Origin of the sequence: Enterococcus sp. AZ140 (assembly GCF_051714405.1) — a bacterium.
GTDB lineage: Bacteria > Bacillota > Bacilli > Lactobacillales > Enterococcaceae > Enterococcus_B > Enterococcus_B pernyi.
Map to the genome: position 1 here is coordinate 2876480 of NZ_JBIORU010000001.1, position 15344 is coordinate 2891823.

Genomic DNA, 15344 nt, shown 5'->3' on the forward strand with positions numbered 1-15344 from the left:
CCTCCATACTATCTTTTCCATTTTTATCATCTACCAATTTCTATGATAAATTATTCTAAACTATAAATATGCTGTTGCATATGTGCATAAAAACCTGCACAAGTTTATTCTAATGTTTGTTTCCAGTAGTGTCAACTTTAAATACGAAAAGAAACGGCTTCCTTGTTTTTCAAAAAAGGGAGGTTTTGAGCGAGTGATGATTGATTTTTTTGTGCTTATTCTAGAGAAAAATAAAAAAACATCCGGTAGTTATTAGACTACCGGATACCCGCTTATTTCTTTATTCATCTAGTGGTAATTCTTCTTGTGCTTCTTCTGGTACATCAACTGGTTCACCGATGCCATAAGCTGCACGCACTAATGTAGATACTTCAGCCATCATCTCTGGATGATTTGACATATAGATCTTCGCGTTTTCACGACCTTGACCGATGCGATCTTCTTTGTAAGAATACCATGCACCACTCTTGTCAACGATATCTTTTTCAACTGCCATATCCAATAGCTCGCCTTCTTGAGAGATACCTAAGCCATACATGACATCGACTTCAGCGATTTTGAATGGTGGCGCTACTTTATTTTTTACGACTTTGATCTTTGTACGGTTACCGACAATGTCCGTTCCTTGTTTCAATTGTTCAGCACGACGTACTTCCAAACGGATCGTTGCATAGAATTTCAGCGCACGTCCTCCTGGTGTGATTTCTGGATTACCGAACATCACGCCAACTTTTTCACGAATTTGGTTGATGAAAATCGCGATCGTTTTTGTTTTGTTGATCGATCCTGACAGTTTACGTAAGGCTTGAGACATCAAACGAGCTTGTAACCCTACGTGTGAGTCACCCATCTCACCGTCGATCTCTGCACGTGGTACTAAAGCTGCTACTGAGTCGACAACGACGATATCTACTGCACCACTTGATACTAAAGCATCAGCGATCTCTAATCCTTGTTCTCCTGTATCTGGTTGAGAAAGGAGTAATTCATCGATATTTACCCCTAATTTTTGGGCATACTGCGGGTCTAAGGCATGCTCCGCATCGATAAAGGCGGCAGTCCCACCATTTTTTTGGACTTCTGCGATTGCATGAAGTGCAACCGTTGTTTTACCTGAACTTTCTGGACCGTAGACTTCAATGATCCGTCCACGAGGATAGCCACCTATCCCTAAAGCAACATCTAGTGCAAGAGAACCACTTGGAATTGTCGAGATTTGTTGGTCGATTTTTTCGCCCAGTTTCATGATCGAACCTTTCCCATAGTTCTTTTCAATTTTTTTCAATGCAGCATCTAAGGCTGCTTTACGATCATCTGCCAATACGATAATCCTCCTTATTTTTACGACTCAAAGTAACATTTCATTACGTTTATAATATCTTTTTTATTTATAAAAAGCAAGCAAAAACCGAACAAATATTCGCATTTATTTTTTTCTTAATAGTTGCTTTCTCAGCAGATCAAATCCTTGCATAATCGCACTATTTCTGATTGCAGCACGGTCTCTCGTGAAGTGACACTCTTTTGTCTCTACGCCTTCTTTAGATGCAACGGCCAGCCAAACTGTTCCTGCAGGATGTCCTTCTAATGTGTCGGGTCCTGCCACGCCGGTAAATGCTACGGCATAATCTGTACCGACGAGCTGACGCGCGCGGATCGCCATTTGTTCGGCACATTCTTTACTGACTGTGCCAAACTGCTCTAACAGGTCTGGATCGATGCCTAAGAGCTTTGCTTTGGTCTCTGCTGAATAAGTCACAAAACCACCAGAAAAGACTTGAGAGACGCCAGGAATCGCTCCTAGTGCGGATTGAAAGCCTCCGGCTGTCAAACTTTCAGCTGCTGTGACTGTCTTCCCCTGTTCTTTCAGTAGATCCACGACAGCTTGTGGCAACGAATAGTCATCCCCATATCCATAAAAATATTCACCGACACGGGCTTGGATCTTTTCTTCCAGTGCGTGCAACGCTTGATTCCCTGCATGAATATCTGACGTTTTGACGGTCAATCTCAGTGTGACTTCATTTGGTTTGGCATAAGGAGCAATCGTGGGATTGATTTGTGTAGCAATCAAGTCTTTTAGATCGGTTACTAATTGTGATTCACCAATGCCATAGAAGCGCAACACTTTTGAGATCAGTTTTTCTTCTGAAGGGAATTGTTGTTCTAACAAGGGGCGTACTTGTTCTACAAACATCGGCTTCAACTCACTCGGTGGCCCAGGAAGTAAAAGATAGGCATTGCTTTTCGTTTGATAAAACGTGCCTAACGCTAAGCCAGTTCGATTAGGTAATGGTGTGCCACCTTCAATGATTTGGGACTGTTGTAAATTGTTATCCGTCATTTTTCTTTTTGTCGTTTCGAAAAATGCCAACAGTTTCTTGTAACCTTCTGTATTTTGGATCAGTTTTCTATCAAGGTGTTTTGCAACAACTTCTTTTGTTAAATCATCTTCTGTTGGTCCTAATCCACCACATAAAATGATTAGTTCACTTCTTGATTCAGCTAACTGGAGTAACTCCTCCAAACGAGTCGGATTATCCCCGACAACTGTGTGATAATAGACATCGATTCCTAGATCTGCTAACTGTTCTGATAAAAATGTCGCATTCGTATTCACGACTTGTCCAAGTAATAATTCTGTTCCTACTGCTATGATTTCAGATTTCATATTTGATCGCTTCCTTTAGTTGGGGAATAGTTATAGAATCCCCTTAGTTATCTGTAAATTAGTCTTTGTTTGACTAATTGGCTCTACCTAATAGTATACGCTATTTGATGGTAGATTCGTTTTTCCTTGCTCATTTTATTCTTGCTGGTGCGTCTTTTTTCCAAAAAAAAACAGACCGGGAACAACCGATCTGTTTCTGATAAGAACTAAGTGATTCGATGATGTTACATGGATCCTTTGAATACGCCACGATTCTTGATAAAGTAATCGACACCTGAATAGATGGTAAAAATCAGACAAGCGTATAACATGATTTGATCAAGGGGTACATTGATCAAGTTGAATGGGATATTATTGATGAATAATAAAATGATCGCAATCATTTGAGTAGCTGTTTTTACTTTTCCAGGCCAAGCAGCTGCCATGACTTCCCCATCCTCGACAAGCAATAATCGTAACCCTGTTACAGCCAACTCACGACAAACGATGATCGCAATCACCCATGCTGGCGCTTTTCCTTGACCTACCAACATGATAAAAGCTGTCATAACTAACATTTTGTCTGCTAATGGATCAGCAAATTTTCCGAAGTTCGTCACTAATCCTCTGGAGCGAGCAATTTTCCCATCTAGCCAATCCGTCACACTTGCTAAAGCAAAAATGATGGCACCTACTAGCTGAGTGATCGCTAATGACGTTGTTCCTACCGTTAATTGCCCCCAATCTAACGGAAGGCCGACGACTAAAATAAACACTGGAATCATACAGATTCTAAGTACAGTTAATTGATTTGGTAAATTCACAAGAACGACTCCTTTCTTTCCTATTTTACGTCAGTCCAGCAAAAGTTTCCACCAATAGTCTCTCAATTGCTAAACAAATCTTTCACTAAATTATAACCTACTATCTAAACAAGAAAAGAGAGCCCAACACAAGATTCCGGCTCTCTTTTACACGGTTGATGTTTAAACTAGTTATTCTGCATACTGCAAGGAAAGCGAAATATTCTTCAGGCTCGTATTATTTGGACCTGCGTTGATAGGCAGTTCTTCACCATTTAATTTGACCGTTGCATTACTCGCTGCTCCAAGTGTGATCATTGCATTTGTCGTATTTTCTGGAAGTTCTGTTGTTTTTGTATCATTGGCAACCAAGGTTTCTTGATAGTGATAATCAAACGTATTGTTCAATTGGACACCAATCCAGACACGTTCACTTGCTGTAAATTCCAATGTGATCGGTTTTTTCGCATCTTTTACCTCGATTGAAAGCGCACTTCCTGTGTCTTGTCCCGGTGTGATGGTCATTTTTTTCTCTTCTTCTGTTGATTTTGTTGTCGATTCCACGGTCGATTCAACCGTTGATTCACTTGACTCCGGTTCTTCTTCCGTGATCGAACCATCGACAGATACCGTTGAAGCTGTTCCACCAATGATCGGCTCCGATTGACGGTCTTGCCATGACATATATGCCACTACTGTGATGATTGCTACAGCGACTAATCCTAATAAAATCACTGGCAGACTTGTCCAGAATTTTGTTAGATTCTTTTCTTCTTCGTGCATGGCTTTTCTTGAACCACTCACTGTTTCTGGTTCTGGTCGTTTTTTGATGGTCTCATCTGCGAAAGATTTTTTCCCATCAAAAACATCCACTAAATAATCACCATCTTCACCAACAGCTTCTGCATATTGACGAATAAATGCACGAACATAAAATTTACCTGGCAATTGATCAAATTCATTTTGATCGATCGATTCCAAGTAACGTTTTTGGATCTTCGTCATTTGTTGTAATTCATCTAATGATATTTTTTTGTTTAAACGGGCTTGCCGTAATTTTTCCCCGATGGTTTCAAAAGCCACTCGTTCATCTTCTCCAGTCTGTGTATTCTAGTCAGAAGGTGCTTTCTCTACTGAGGATCGACCATTTTTTCTGACTGCTTCTCATTGAATTTTTGCTTTATTCATGCTCAATGTATAGTGTTCCCTCTATATTGATCAATCTTGCACTCAATCTACTTAAGAATACCACAAAGCGAACTTACTTTGGATAACATTTCATCTGTTTTAAAGTGAAATTTAAAACTTTCTTTTATTCTTACAAAAAGCATGACGAAACAGCGAGTATGTCCAATAAATTCAGAGTTTTTTTACTGTTTCACTTTTTTGGCTGCATATAAAATTCACTAAACACGTCAGCATTGATAAAAGAGCGTCCTACTTGAAGAAGATCCGTCATCTGGATTGATTCAATGATTTCTGGCAGATCAAACAATGTTTGGTCACCAAATAGACTTTGTGTAAATTGATTGGCGATGTATTCGATGGAGTTCAATGATTGGAAATACTGCCCTAACATTTTCTTTTTCAATAAGATCAAGTTTTCTTCTGTGATTCCTTCGTCATGTTCAAAGTTCAATAGAATCTCTTTTATTTTTTTTACTGCTAGTTTTGGTTGGTCCGAATCGCCACTGAAGTCAGCAAAATGAAATTCACGATCTAAACTAAACTCAAAGCCAAAACTATCATCAATAATTCCTTCGTTGTAAAGGGCTAAATAGTTTTGTGCAGTTGGGCCTAAAAGTAATTGTAGTAACAAACGAATCGCTGTTTTATATCTGAGCAATTCTCTCCCATTTTCAGGTAACACATCGATTCCTTTGATCCCTAACACAAATTTTTCTCGTGTGATCGCTGCTTCTAAGGTACTTATCGGCAGAACATCTGCTTGATTTTCGGGAAAGAATCGTTCGATTTTTTGAGCGGGTGGAAATTCTTTGGCAGCTTGATTGTGGCGAATTTGCTCCATCAACTGTTCTGGTTCCAAATTACCAACTACAAATAACACCATATTGCTTGGTTGATAAAAGGTGCGATAGCAAGTATATAGATCCTCTGCTGTGATGTCAGCAATACTTTCCACCGTTCCTGCAATATCAATGTGTAATGGATGATTGGGGTATAGATTGTTTAAGATACCAAAGAATAACCGCCAATTCGGATCGTCTTCATACATCTGGATTTCTTGACCAATGATCCCTTTTTCTTTATTGACTGTTTCTTCAGTAAAATAAGGCGCTTGAACAAAATCAAGTAGGGTCAAAAGATTTTTTTCTACTTGATCTGTCGTTGAAAATAAATAGCTGGTTTTTGTGAAGCTCGTGAACGCATTCGCTGATGCTCCTTGTTGACCAAACAATTGGAACACATCGCCTTCTTCTTTTTCAAATAACTTATGTTCCAAGAAATGCGCGATCCCATCAGGAACTTTCACTTTTTCCGTTGCACCATAAGGAATAAATTCATTGTCGATCGATCCATAATTCGTACTGAATAAACCATAAGTTTTGTGATAATCGTTTTTTGGTAACAAGTAAACCGTCAAACCATTCGGTAAGACTTCGTGATACAGTGTTTCATTGATTTGGCTATACTCTGCTTTATGCATTCTCTTCACCTCCAGCTAAAAAGAAGATTGCTTGTAATTCGATTTGGTTTGCTACTTCTTGAATATCTTCGATCGTTACACGTTCCATGCGAGCCAACCATTCCTCGTCCGATAGTTCAGTATCAGGAAGCCAGTGTGCTAAATAAGCGGATTCGATTGCAGCTTGTGGCGAATCCAAAGACAACAAATAGTGATTACGTAACATTGCCTTGGTTTGTTCAAGCTCCAATTCAGTGACTTCGCCATTTTGTAAACTTGCCAGTTGTTGATGGATCAAGTGCAAGACTTGATTACGATTTTTGGTCTCAATGCCTGTTTGTACAGTCAATAACCCACGAAAAGTATCAACGTTGCTAGACGCATAATAAGCTAAGCTTTCTTTTTCACGTACATTCATGAAAAGTTTGGAGTGAGGGAAGCCTCCGAATAAGCCATTGAAGACCATCAATGAAAAACGTTCTGGTTGATCGTAATAAACATTGGTTTGATAGGCTAGGTTCAGTTTGGCTTGCACCACTGGTTCTTGGATTTGTCGTTCCTTGATCACGTTGTTTTGTGTTTGTTGATAAAAGATTTCTGGTCGTACCACTTTTCGCTCAGTGAAAGGAAGCTCTTTTAACGCTTCGATTGCCATTGTTTCTTCGATATCACCCACTACAAAAATATCCACTTGGTCTTCTTTGATCATACGTGCATAATATTCTGCTAAGGCACTTGATGTGATATTTTCGAGTTCTTCAACGGACCCCATACTTGGGATTTTTTGTGCATCTGACTGTTCAAAATATAATTCTTGTAATGCTAATGAAGCCATTGTTTGCTTATCTTCATTTAAGCTTTCCAAATATTGCTTTAAGTTATTTTTCTCTAAATCAAATGTGGCTTGATCAAATGTTTGATTTTTGATGTTAGGGAAGAATAATACCTCTTTTAAAAAGGAAACGGCATTTGTCAAAATCGTGCTGTCATTGACATACGCACCATTGACGAAACTGATTCCGGCATTCATCCAATGTAGATTGCCTTTTTTCCGGACAGAAAAACCGAAACCAGCTCCATACAAATCAGCTAATTTTGCACTTAATTGTGTCTGATCCGGATAGTTCAAGCTATTCGTCTCTAATAAACTACTCAGTAATGAACGTTTGGTGACGATGTCTTTTTCTAAGGCTGTGGTGAACCGTACAAAAATACGGATCGTTTTAAATTGTTTGGTTGGTAGCACATGAAGGTTGACACCTTCTGTCAATTGATAGGCCATAAATAACTACTCCTTTTTGTCATGATCCTTGGATCTCTTAGCGATGATCGTTGTTGTTTCAACGACATAAAAGTTCTCTTTTTTTGTCCAATTTTTTTAAAAGTCACTTTCTAGTATAGCATACAAGTGATTGAACGAACGTGTGGGGATATTATTAAGCGTGTTGTTTTTACATTTTTTTATTCTTCGATATACTAGGATTAACAAGAAAGGAGAAAAACAATGATCAAAGAATTTAAAGAATTTATCATGCGAGGCGATGTGCTAGATCTAGCTGTCGGTGTAGTGATCGGTAGTGCTTTTACGGGCATTGTGAATCAAATCGTTCAAGGTCTGATTACTCCCTTAATTGGTTGGGTCGTTGCAATGATCACAGGTACCTCTGATTTGGATGGTGCATTGTCTGTTCTTGATTGGTCACCTGCGAAAGGGGTCACCTTTTCTTTTGGGAATGTTATTAGTGCAATTATTACATTTGTCATTACTGGTTTTGTTCTATTCCTAGTGGTCAAAGCAGCCAATCATGCGAAAAAATTACGACCAAAAGAAGAAGAAGTGGTGGAAGACAAACCCACTGCGGAAGATTATCTTAGTGATATTCGCGATCTATTGGCACAACAAACAGCTGAAAATAATGCACGCCCAACTGCCCAAGCAACTTCTGAGAGCACGGATCCTAAAGCGTGAGATAAAAAAAACAGAAGGAAATTCTTCTGTTTTTTTTATGCTTGTTTTCTCATGTCTAAGTGGGGGATTCCATCTTCTAAATATACTTCTGAGATTGCCTGAAAACCAAAGGATTCATAAAATGATTGTAGATATTCTTGTGCCCCGATCACGATCGGACGTCCAGGTGCATTGGCTTCGATCGCCGCTAATGTTTGTGCCACGATTTTTTGTCCTAAACCTGACTTGCGATGCGCCTGATTGACCAAGACTCGTCCAAAATGAACTGTGTCTTCTTCTGCATAAATACGTGTATATGCCAAAATCGTACCATCTTCATCTTTAAAATAAGTATGCCATGCGATTTCATCGATCTCATCGACTTCTTGGTAAGGACAATTTTGTTCAACAACAAATACGGCGATTCGCTCTTTCACGATTGCATAAAATTCTGCTGTTGTTAGTTCTGCAAATTTTTTTACATAATGCTTCATCATCAGGACCTCCGTTCTTTCTTGCTAATAGCATAACGAGTTAGATACAAAAAAGCAAACGAACCTCATGTATAATCTAGGTCCGCTTGCTTTTTAAACTGCTTCAGTTAAAAATTCGATCTCAACTGTTCGAGTAAGTACATCCGAATAACTGTAAGATACTCGTTCAAATGAATTTTCTTCAGGATCCAAGTCTACGACAAAGACTGAAGGATAGGTTTCTGTTAAAACGCCTCGGCGTTCCGTTTGACGCTTTCTTCCGGTCTGTGCAACCAACATGATTTGGCTGCCGATACGACCTTCTAAATCTTTTTTGATTGTAGCTAAAGTTAGTGGCATACAATTCACCTCAATTACTATCATACCATATATAGTAAAATTTTTCAAGTTTACCATATCAAAAAAAGAAATGCAATAGAAATAAGTAAGAAAAACATTAGTAATGCTATAAAAAATCACTCATTATAATCTTTCAGATGTTTTTTTATCTTATATTTCACTCGACCGTAAGCGCTTTTTATTTGCTTCAGATCCATTGATAATTCTCTCTCCATCTCGCTAAAATCATTGCCTTGCATGTAATGTTGAAAGATTTTTGCCTCTTTTGATGAGAATTTGATATCGCAGTCCTCGAAAGCTTCTTTTAATAGTAATTGTTGCATCGCAACAGGTTCTTGGATGGTGATCTCGGCTAAAAAATCTGGTCCTTCTGTCGCTATTTTTTGTTCAATAGAAATTTCATTTTTTTGGTCTCGACGTTTTAGCGCGTTTTGCTTACGCAATAAAGAGTAGATTTGGTTACTGATAATACTTTTGTAATAACTCCCAAAACTGACACCTTTATTATTTTCGTACGTTTTAAGTGCTTGATATAGAGCAATCCTTGCTTCTTGTTCCCAATCTTCACTTACATAATTCCTTAGATAATAAATATTTTTCAACCGTAATAATAACGGGAAATATTTTTGATACAGCATAGAAAATGCTTCTTCATCTCCATTACGGGCGGCGCACAATAACTCCTCGGACATAAAATAATTCCTCCATAACTTTCGATTATGGAGGAATCTTACCATCAATTCATTGAATAACTAATCGTATCTGGCTGTTATTTTTCTTTTCTCATTAAATCGTCCAATTTTTGGGACAATTTTTCTAATTGTTCTTCATTCCACGGAGAATTTCGTCGAAAATCAATAAAACGCATATTTATATTATCTTGGGTAATATTTTTTTCTGTTTTTTTGATTGTTTTATATAATTCGTACGCGGAAGTTCGTAAGGCACCTTGTGAAAAAATCACCCATTGTTCTGCTAAGTCACTCGTTGCGACAGTCACTTGCGTCAAACGAGTATTCAACTCTCCAGCGATCCGCTCGATATACGTATCTGCCGTTTCATCCTCTTTTGTGAACACGACTTCTAATTGGTATTTTCGATAATTTTGTTGGATACCTGGAACTAATTGTGCATCAAAGACGACGATTACTTCAATACCTTCATATTTTGCATAATTCGATAAACGATGCAACAAGGCTTCTCTGGCATCCGCCATTTTATCTTGCTTTTTCAGTGCCACTAATTCCGGCCAAGAACCGATCATATTATAGCCATCGACGATCAACAGCTGCTTCTTCATGCCTTATCCCCCCTGACGCTGAGAAAAAGCCTGATACATCAGTAGTCCAGCCGCAACACTCGCGTTCAAGCTTTGAACATGACCGACCATAGGGATCGTCAATAGCTCATCCATTTCTTTCTTCAAGCCTGCACTCATGCCACGACCTTCGTTACCGATCACTAACGCTATCGATCCTTTTGCATTCCATGATTGGAAATTCGTTCCTTCCATATCCGTTCCGAATACCCAAAATTGTTGCTCTTTTAGCTGCTGGACAGTTTGAACTAAGTTTGTCACACGAGCCACTGGCACGTGTTCAACGGCGCCTGTCGATGTTTTCGTCACGATTGGCGTGATTCCGACTGCGCGATGTTTAGGAATGATGACACCATCCACCCCACTGGCATCTGCCGTTCGTAAAATCGAACCAAAATTGTGAGGATCTTCGATACTGTCCAAGATCAAGAAAAAGGGTGTTTCCGTTTTGCTCTTCGCCTGTTCCAATAGTTGATCCAACGTCAGATATTCATAAGGCGTGATGGCCAATACCACCCCTTGATGAACACCACGATCACTCAGTAGGTCTAATTTCTGCTTAGGGACCCACTTGACCGGCACCGATTGTTCTCGAGCAATATTTTTCAACTCTTCAACCTTGTCGCCCCGTGAATCTTCTTGGAGGAACAATTTATTTCCACGACCTTGTTGCAAAGCTTCGACTGTCGCATGATGACCAAATACAAAATTGTCTTCACTCGTTGTGTCCTCTTGACCAACATAAACTGTTTCCTTCTTGGCACTACGTTTCTCATTGCCTTTTGTAAAACGTTGAGAATCTTTTTTGTTTCGTTTTTGATAATTACGTTCTTTATTTTCTTTCCTCATGGGTTTCACCTACTTTCTCAATACACCAATTGATCAATTCTTCCATACGTTCGGTTTGTTTTGTTAGATGTAAGTAGCCCATCAAGGCTTCAAACCCTGTTGCAACGCGATAAGTGGTAATATCCGCATTTTTTGCACTCGTATGGCTTTTGGCATTTCTACCCCTGCGATAGTAAAGTTCTTCATTTTCTGTTAACAGGTTTTCTTGCAACATTTGTTGGATCAAAAAAGCTTGTGCCTTTGCCGAAACATAGTGTGTCGCTGCTCGGTGCAGTTTATTCGGCTTTGTTTCACCTTTTTCAATCAAGTAATCTCGAATATAGATTTCGTAGATAGCATCTCCAACATAAGCAAGTGCTAAACCATTTAGTTGTGTATGATCTCTCATGCTTCTCTTCTCCAACGAGTACCTTGTGGAGTGTCATCTAACAAGATACCTTTTTCTTTTAATTGGTCCCGAATTTCATCACTACGAGCGAAATCTCGGTTTTTTCTGGCTTGTGTTCGTTCTTCGATCAGTTGCTCGATTTCTTCATCCAACATTTCTGCTGTCGTAAATAAGATACCAAAGATCGACAACCATTGGGTAAATAGTGCCTCACTTTTGGATAGGATCGTTTTGGAGACAGTCGGTTGTTCCAAATACGTATTGATCCATTTTGCTAATTCATAGACAACTGTGATGCCGTTAGCCGCATTGAAATCATCGTCCATCTCTTTGATGAATCGTGTTTCTAATTGTTCCAGTTCTGTTACCTGTCTCTCATCTTCCGACTGGGCTTCTACCGCATTTTCAAAACGGAAGTGTAGATTATCAAACGTATTTTTCAATCGTTGTAAGTTTGTCGCTGCTTCTTTCATCGTTGCTTCACTATAGCGGATCGGTCGACGATATTGTGTGGTTGCCATAAAGAAGCGTAACACTTGTGGGTCTACCTCTTGGATCATTTCGTGGACAGTGATAAAGTTCCCTAAAGACTTACTCATTTTTTGATCGTCTTCACCAATCGTCACATAGCCATTGTGCATCCAATAGTTCGCAAATTTTTTACCTGTTTTCGCTTCACTTTGGGCAATTTCGTTCTCATGATGAGGGAACTCCAAGTCTTGTCCACCACCATGGATATCGATTGTCTCACCTAAATGTTTCGTTGCCATCACGGAACATTCGATATGCCACCCTGGACGTCCTTCGCCCCATGGCGATTCCCATGAAATTTCGCCTGGTTTTGCTTTTTTCCACAAGGCAAAGTCTAAAGGATCTTCTTTTTGTTGCTGTTCTGCGCCAGTACGTTGACTTGCACCAATCTCTAACTCGTCTATCGATTGATCACTCAATTGACCATAATCAGTAAATTTACGTGTACGATAATAAACATCGCCATTCGATTCATAAGCAAAACCTTTGGCGATCAATGTTTGGATGAACACACGAATATCTTCCATGTGATCCATTACTCTTGGATGGCTCGTTGCTGGCTGCACATTCAATGCTTTCGTATCTTCTTCAAAAGCTTTGATAAAACGATCAGCAACTTCAGGTGCCGTAATCCCAAGCTCATTGGCAGCCTTGATGATTTTATCATCCACATCTGTAAAATTCGATACGTAGTTCACTTGATATCCACGGTATTCCAAATAACGTCGAATCGTGTCAAACGCAATCGTACTTCGGGCATTTCCAATGTGGATATAATTATAAACAGTTGGTCCGCAAACATACATTGAAACTTGTCCTTCTTTTAAAGGAACAAAAGTCTCTTTTTCTCTTGATAGTGTATTATAGATTTTTATCATTCTCATCCCCTACTTTCTCTCCATTGATTCGGACAACTTTTGCTGGTATCCCTACTGCTGTTGCCCCATCAGGTATATCTTTTAAGACGACTGCGCCTGCACCGATTTTCGCATCTTTTCCTATGGTGATCGGACCTAAGATTTGGGCATTGGCTGACAACATTGCGCCTTTTTTGACGGTTGGATGTCTTTTCCCCGTTTCTTTTCCAGTCCCCCCTAAAGTGACACCATGAAACAAGACGACATCATCTTCGATTTCTGCTGTTTCTCCAATAACGATTCCCATACCGTGATCGATAAATACACCCGTTCCGATCGTCGCTCCTGGATGTATCTCTATTCCCGTAATGAATCGCCAAAATTGGGCATTCATTTTGGCAATCAAATAGAGACGATGGCGATATAAATAATGGGAGAAACGATGCCAAAATAATGCATGTAGCCCAGGATAGGTCAAAATGACCTCTGCTGTGGTACGCGCTGCTGGATCATTTTTCTTTACGGCAATGACAGCTCGTTTGAACCATTCCATCGACTTCCTCTCCTTTCCTTTTTTGACTGTATGTAAGAACAACGAAAGACAACTAAAAAAACGTCTTTTAATAAGTTTCCTTATTAAAAGACGCTATGAGGCGTGGTTCCACTTTTTTTCATAATCAAATGATTATCTCTAACAGGTAACGTCTGCTATTCGTTCTTCGCTACTTTCAAGGATTGAGATTGATCAACCCCTCTTCGCAAAGACCACTCCCAGAGGCATTTCAAAAAAGAACAATTGACAACTTACACCACCCGTTGACTCTCTTGAAACCATTCTTTTTTTACTTCTTTCTGTTCATCGTGTTTAGTTCAATACTTGGTTTAAATGTGCTAAAGATTTTTCTTTTCCTAACAATTCGATTGTTTCTGGTAATTCAGGTCCATGCATTTGTCCTGAAACAGCGACACGAATCGGCATAAACAGGTTCTTTCCTTTTACCCCTGTTTCTTTTTGTACTGCTTTGATTGCTGCTTTGACTGTTGGTGCATCTACCGCTTCCATTTGAGTAAGTTGTTCTTTGAAAGCTTTCAACACAGTCGGAACCGTTTCACCCGCTAATACTTCTTTGGCTGCTTCATCTAATACAGGATGTTCGTTAAAGAATAATGTTGATACTTCAACGATTTCGGCTGCATAACTCATTTGTGGTTGGTACAGACGAACAATTTTTTTCACCCATTCGATTGTTTGTGCATCTGGATTTTCTTGCACACGACCATCAGCGATCAAATAAGGTAAACACATTTCTGTCAATGCATCTAGATCCATTTCTTTGATGTAATGGTTGTTCACCCATTGTAATTTTTTCGCGTCAAATGCTGCTGGTGATTTGCTCAAGCGCTGTGGATCAAACATTTTGATCAATTCTTCTTGACTGAACAATTCATCTTCACCGACAGGAGACCAGCCTAGTAAAGCAATAAAATTGAACATCGCTTCTGGTAAGTAGCCTAATTCACGGTATTGTTCGATAAATTGTAAAATCGATTCATCACGTTTACTTAATTTTTTGCCCGTTTCAGAATTGATGATCAAGGTCATATGCCCAAATGTTGGCGCAGTCCAACCAAATGCTTCATAGATCATTAATTGTTTTGGTGTATTCGCAATATGATCATCCCCACGTAATACGTGAGTGATCTTCATTAAGTGATCGTCAACAGCTACCGCAAAGTTATAGGTTGGCATACCATCGCGTTTTTGGATGACATAATCCCCACCGATATTGTCTGATTCAAAGGTGATATCTCCTTTGACCATGTCGGTAAACGCATATTCTGTATTGCGTGGCACACGGAAACGAATCACTGGTACAATGCCTTCTGCTTCTTTTTTCGCTTGTTCTTCAGGTGACAAGTTCGCACAAGTCCCAGCGTAGTGAGGCATTTCGCCACGCGCACGTTGCGCTTCACGTTCTGCTTCTAATTCTTCTTCTGAACAATAGCATTTGTAAGCACGATTGCTTGCTAATAACTGATCGATCCATGGTTGGTAGATTTCTTTTCTTTCAGATTGACGGTAAGGACCGTATTCACCTGGATTTTCAGGTGATTCATCCCATTCCATCCCTAACCATGCAAGATTCTCTAATTGGCTTTTTTCGCCATCTTCAATATTTCGTTTTTGGTCAGTGTCCTCAATGCGGATAATGAAATCTCCATCATTGTGACGGGCAAATAAATAATTGAATAATGCAGTTCGTGCATTCCCAATATGCAAATGCCCTGTTGGACTTGGTGCATAACGTACGCGTACTTTCGTCATTTTCTTCCTCTTCTTTCAAACTAGACTTTGAGACGCCAAAAACAACTGACAATACAATATCTTATCAGATTGTTTTGGGTTGGATCTCCTTTAGCGATAAATGTTGAAATTTAAAGCTACTCAGCACAAATTTTACCTTTTATACGTTAAATAGTAAAGAGATTATGAAAAAGTCATTCAAATCTACGTAAGAA

The 15344-nt window shown here is 39.3% G+C and carries 16 protein-coding genes and 1 other annotated feature; of the genes, 1 reads left to right on the forward strand and 15 read right to left on the reverse strand.

Going from position 1 to position 15344, the window contains the following annotated elements:
• Window positions 1-280: 280 nt before the first annotated feature.
• From recA to yfmF, 6 genes are all read right to left on the reverse strand, one after another.
• The gene (recA, locus tag IGJ39_RS13120) at window positions 281-1321 is read right to left on the reverse strand and encodes a recombinase RecA (RefSeq protein WP_019723454.1); all 1041 of its coding nucleotides are present in this window, start codon (window positions 1319-1321) and stop codon (window positions 281-283) included.
• Between the two features lie 105 nt (window positions 1322-1426).
• Window positions 1427-2671 (reverse strand): competence/damage-inducible protein A, encoded by a 1245-nt coding sequence (locus tag IGJ39_RS13125; protein ID WP_019723897.1) that lies wholly within the window; start codon window positions 2669-2671, stop codon window positions 1427-1429.
• Between the two features lie 224 nt (window positions 2672-2895).
• A complete protein-coding gene (pgsA, locus tag IGJ39_RS13130; protein ID WP_019723896.1) occupies window positions 2896-3474 on the reverse strand; it encodes a CDP-diacylglycerol--glycerol-3-phosphate 3-phosphatidyltransferase in 579 nt (192 codons plus the stop codon).
• Window positions 3475-3645: 171 nt separating this feature from the next.
• Window positions 3646-4536: a helix-turn-helix domain-containing protein gene (locus tag IGJ39_RS13135; RefSeq protein ID WP_019723895.1), complete on the reverse strand. Its 891-nt coding sequence runs from the start codon at window positions 4534-4536 to the stop codon at window positions 3646-3648.
• A 295-nt stretch (window positions 4537-4831) separates the two neighbouring features.
• On the reverse strand, window positions 4832-6121 hold the full coding sequence (yfmH, locus tag IGJ39_RS13140) for an EF-P 5-aminopentanol modification-associated protein YfmH (protein ID WP_019723894.1): 1290 nt from the start codon (window positions 6119-6121) through the stop codon (window positions 4832-4834).
• Entirely contained in the window at window positions 6114-7382 is a 1269-nt protein-coding gene (gene yfmF, locus IGJ39_RS13145) for an EF-P 5-aminopentanol modification-associated protein YfmF (RefSeq protein ID WP_019723893.1), read from the reverse strand. The genes yfmH and yfmF overlap by 8 nt, the downstream gene beginning before the upstream one ends.
• A gap of 222 nt (window positions 7383-7604) precedes the next feature.
• Here yfmF and mscL point away from each other — a divergent pair, with 222 nt between their 5' ends.
• Complete coding sequence (gene mscL, locus IGJ39_RS13150; RefSeq protein WP_019723892.1) at window positions 7605-8069, forward strand: large conductance mechanosensitive channel protein MscL; 465 nt, start codon at window positions 7605-7607, stop codon at window positions 8067-8069.
• A gap of 35 nt (window positions 8070-8104) precedes the next feature.
• Here mscL and IGJ39_RS13155 read toward each other — a convergent pair whose 3' ends face one another.
• The 9 genes from IGJ39_RS13155 to gltX all read right to left on the reverse strand — a co-directional run bounded on the left by IGJ39_RS13155 (window position 8105) and on the right by gltX (window position 15150).
• Window positions 8105-8542, reverse strand: coding sequence for a GNAT family N-acetyltransferase (locus IGJ39_RS13155; RefSeq protein WP_023520523.1), 438 nt, complete (start codon window positions 8540-8542; stop codon window positions 8105-8107).
• 93 nt (window positions 8543-8635) lie between these two features.
• Window positions 8636-8881 carry a Veg family protein gene (locus IGJ39_RS13160; protein ID WP_010734068.1) on the reverse strand — a complete coding sequence of 82 codons (246 nt, stop codon included), beginning with the start codon at window positions 8879-8881 and terminating at the stop codon, window positions 8636-8638.
• 116 nt (window positions 8882-8997) lie between these two features.
• The gene (locus IGJ39_RS13165; RefSeq protein WP_019724411.1) at window positions 8998-9573 is read right to left on the reverse strand and encodes a sigma-70 family RNA polymerase sigma factor; all 576 of its coding nucleotides are present in this window, start codon (window positions 9571-9573) and stop codon (window positions 8998-9000) included.
• Between the two features lie 77 nt (window positions 9574-9650).
• Window positions 9651-10181, reverse strand: coding sequence for an NYN domain-containing protein (locus IGJ39_RS13170; RefSeq protein ID WP_019724412.1), 531 nt, complete (start codon window positions 10179-10181; stop codon window positions 9651-9653).
• Window positions 10182-10184: 3 nt separating this feature from the next.
• Complete coding sequence (rlmB, locus tag IGJ39_RS13175; RefSeq protein ID WP_066025867.1) at window positions 10185-11048, reverse strand: 23S rRNA (guanosine(2251)-2'-O)-methyltransferase RlmB; 864 nt, start codon at window positions 11046-11048, stop codon at window positions 10185-10187.
• Window positions 11032-11436, reverse strand: a complete 405-nt coding sequence (locus IGJ39_RS13180) for a Mini-ribonuclease 3 (RefSeq protein ID WP_010734064.1) — start codon at window positions 11434-11436, stop codon at window positions 11032-11034. The genes rlmB and IGJ39_RS13180 overlap by 17 nt, the downstream gene beginning before the upstream one ends.
• Window positions 11433-12845 carry a cysteine--tRNA ligase gene (gene cysS, locus IGJ39_RS13185; RefSeq protein ID WP_195339457.1) on the reverse strand — a complete coding sequence of 471 codons (1413 nt, stop codon included), beginning with the start codon at window positions 12843-12845 and terminating at the stop codon, window positions 11433-11435. The genes IGJ39_RS13180 and cysS overlap by 4 nt, the downstream gene beginning before the upstream one ends.
• Window positions 12829-13377 (reverse strand): serine O-acetyltransferase EpsC, encoded by a 549-nt coding sequence (epsC, locus tag IGJ39_RS13190; RefSeq protein ID WP_010734062.1) that lies wholly within the window; start codon window positions 13375-13377, stop codon window positions 12829-12831. The genes cysS and epsC overlap by 17 nt, the downstream gene beginning before the upstream one ends.
• Window positions 13378-13460: 83 nt before the next feature.
• Window positions 13461-13693: a binding site (T-box leader), on the reverse strand.
• On the reverse strand, window positions 13690-15150 hold the full coding sequence (gltX, locus tag IGJ39_RS13195) for a glutamate--tRNA ligase (RefSeq protein WP_019723036.1): 1461 nt from the start codon (window positions 15148-15150) through the stop codon (window positions 13690-13692). Its footprint overlaps the feature before it by 4 nt.
• Between the last annotated feature and the right edge of the window lie 194 nt (window positions 15151-15344).

Excerpts from the sequence above, each read along its gene's own strand:
- IGJ39_RS13125 (WP_019723897.1), bottom strand. The coding sequence starts at position 2,671 with ATGAAATCTGAAATCATAGCAGTAGGAACAGAATTATTACTTGGACAA.
- yfmH (WP_019723894.1), bottom strand. The coding sequence starts at position 6,121 with ATGCATAAAGCAGAGTATAGCCAAATCAATGAAACACTGTATCACGAA.
- yfmF (WP_019723893.1), bottom strand. The coding sequence starts at position 7,382 with ATGGCCTATCAATTGACAGAAGGTGTCAACCTTCATGTGCTACCAACC.
- mscL (WP_019723892.1), top strand. The coding sequence starts at position 7,605 with ATGATCAAAGAATTTAAAGAATTTATCATGCGAGGCGATGTGCTAGAT.
- IGJ39_RS13155 (WP_023520523.1), bottom strand. The coding sequence starts at position 8,542 with ATGAAGCATTATGTAAAAAAATTTGCAGAACTAACAACAGCAGAATTT.
- IGJ39_RS13160 (WP_010734068.1), bottom strand. The coding sequence starts at position 8,881 with ATGCCACTAACTTTAGCTACAATCAAAAAAGATTTAGAAGGTCGTATC.
- IGJ39_RS13165 (WP_019724411.1), bottom strand. The coding sequence starts at position 9,573 with ATGTCCGAGGAGTTATTGTGCGCCGCCCGTAATGGAGATGAAGAAGCA.
- IGJ39_RS13170 (WP_019724412.1), bottom strand. The coding sequence starts at position 10,181 with ATGAAGAAGCAGCTGTTGATCGTCGATGGCTATAATATGATCGGTTCT.
- rlmB (WP_066025867.1), bottom strand. The coding sequence starts at position 11,048 with ATGAGGAAAGAAAATAAAGAACGTAATTATCAAAAACGAAACAAAAAA.
- IGJ39_RS13180 (WP_010734064.1), bottom strand. The coding sequence starts at position 11,436 with ATGAGAGATCATACACAACTAAATGGTTTAGCACTTGCTTATGTTGGA.
- cysS (WP_195339457.1), bottom strand. The coding sequence starts at position 12,845 with ATGATAAAAATCTATAATACACTATCAAGAGAAAAAGAGACTTTTGTT.
- epsC (WP_010734062.1), bottom strand. The coding sequence starts at position 13,377 with ATGGAATGGTTCAAACGAGCTGTCATTGCCGTAAAGAAAAATGATCCA.
- gltX (WP_019723036.1), bottom strand. The coding sequence starts at position 15,150 with ATGACGAAAGTACGCGTACGTTATGCACCAAGTCCAACAGGGCATTTG.